Annotated in this window: 1 protein-coding gene; it reads right to left on the bottom strand. The window is 40.3% G+C overall.

The genetic code is table 11. From position 1 onward, the window contains the following. Nucleotides 1–472 (bottom strand): phosphopyruvate hydratase family protein (locus tag AAEY62_RS20300; protein WP_502935526.1); only part of this gene is annotated, 472 nt, incomplete at both ends.

Genomic DNA, 472 nt, shown 5'->3' with positions numbered 1-472 from the left:
GCTGTTGAGTGACCGTCTGCTTTTAGTACTTTAGCTAGGCTGTGAAATATTTCTGCGCCCATGCGTAGAGCTTCACGGAAGTTTTTAGCGCCAATTGGTTGGATCATAAACTCTTGAATATCTACAGAGTTATCTGCATGTTCGCCGCCGTTGATAATGTTCATCATTGGCAATGGCATAGAGTAAACACCCGGAGTACCGTTTAAGTCAGCGATATGTTCATAAAGCTCAACTTTTTTAGATTGTGCAGCAGCTTTAGCCGTTGCTAGCGATACTGCTAAGATTGAGTTAGCACCTAGTTTTTCTTTGTTTTCGGTACCATCTAAATTTAGCATTACTTGATCAACAGTGCTTTGCTCAAGTGCATTTTGGCCTGCTAAAGCGGTTGCGATTTCATTATTAATAAAACCAACGGCTTTTAATACGCCTTTACCTAAATAACGAGATTTATCACCATCGCGTAATTCTAATG

This window comes from Pseudoalteromonas sp. GW168-MNA-CIBAN-0100 (assembly GCF_040309225.1).
Taxonomy (GTDB): Bacteria; Pseudomonadota; Gammaproteobacteria; order Enterobacterales; family Alteromonadaceae; genus Pseudoalteromonas; species Pseudoalteromonas arctica.
Note: the sequence above shows the minus strand (reverse complement) of the source record. Positions and strands in the feature narration are given on the sequence as shown.